General features: G+C 63.7%; 1 protein-coding gene. It reads left to right on the top strand.

Annotated elements, in window-relative coordinates:
- A partial coding sequence (locus FDZ70_10680; GenBank protein TLM65980.1) for a hypothetical protein occupies positions 1 to 1,403 on the top strand: 1,403 nt, incomplete at both ends.

Here is a 1,403-nt window from a genome sequence, read left to right as displayed (position 1 = left end):
GGATAACATAGCCCCGGGAACCACGGTTACGCTGGACGGATCCGCCTCCTACGACTCAGACGGAACGATTGTCTCCTACCTCTGGACGCAATACTCGGGGGAGGAGGTGACAATCACCAACCCCACAAACCCCGTGGCTTCCTTCATAGCGCCAAATCCCACCTATCTTAGCACCGTTATCGGCTTTAGCCTTACCGCAACCGATTCGGACGGCTACCAGTCCACCAGCTACACCTTCGTCAGCGTAACCACCAGCAACGCCACCCCCGTTGCCGACGCCGGAGCCGACACAACGGTGAACGAGGGGCAGACGGCGACGCTGGACGGCTCCGCCTCCTACGACCCCGACGGAACTATTGCCACCGTAATATGGACGAGGGTTGACTCCCTGCCCTACACGATTGTGCTGGCCGACCCCACTTCGTTGACCACCACCTTCACCGCCCCCGACGTAGGCGCGGGCGGGGCCACCTTCACCTTCAACCTCCTTGTTTACGACGACAAGGGCACCCCCGCCTACGACGAGGTGCTCGTCACCGTTAACGACGTAGCGACCGTAAACCACCCGCCTTCGCCTCCAAACAAAGCAATATCCACCACCCGGGACTCCTCAGGCTCGGTTGCGATAACTGCGGGGGACCCCGACGCGGGAGACACCTTCCAGTACTCCATCAAAACCCTTCCTGCCCACGGCGCCGTTGCCCTTTCGGCCTCGGGGCTGGCGACCTACGTGCCGGAGCTGGGCTTCACCGGCTCCGATTCCTTCTCGGTGACGGTAACGGACAACCACGGGGCCAGCGGCTTTTGCGTGGTGAGCGTCACAGTAACGGCCCCCTCGACGGTTATAGACGAGCCGGTGCTAGTGATATCCACCACCTTCACCGGCGACCCCGCCTCCACCTTCACCGACGCGCTTGCGGTGCTCATTGAAGACATAAGCGGCGACGGCTACGCCGACATGGCGGTGGGCGACGCGACCGGAGCGGGAGTCTTCGTCTACCTCGGCAACGCGGCTGGCGGCTTCTCCGCGACCCCCCTCTCTTTTCCCGCCGGAGGCAAGGTGCTGGCGATAACCAGCGGCGACATAAACGGCGACGGAGTTCAGGACCTCGTCCTTGTTGTAGACACCGCCGTCACCGGCAGGAAAGGCGCGGCGGTCTCGGGCGGGTTCAACCTCTCGGTACTTCTCTCCGACGGCTCAGGGGGTTATGAGGACCCGGCGGTGGACACCTCTGGCAGCGTAGCCCCGTCAACTCCGGCGACGGGCGACCTCGACGGGGACGGGGCCGACGAAATAGCTGCGGCGGGCGCGGGCGCTCAGGGCAACAACGTCGTGGTTTACGACGATTCCGACCCTGGCGCCGGCTTCACCTTCGAAAGCCTCCTGATCCCCTCTCCAAACC

Source organism: Actinomycetota bacterium, assembly GCA_005774595.1.
Lineage (GTDB): Bacteria > Actinomycetota > Coriobacteriia > Anaerosomatales > D1FN1-002 > D1FN1-002.
The sequence above is the reverse complement of the archived record's forward strand: the minus strand, read 5'-3'. Positions and strand labels throughout refer to the sequence as shown.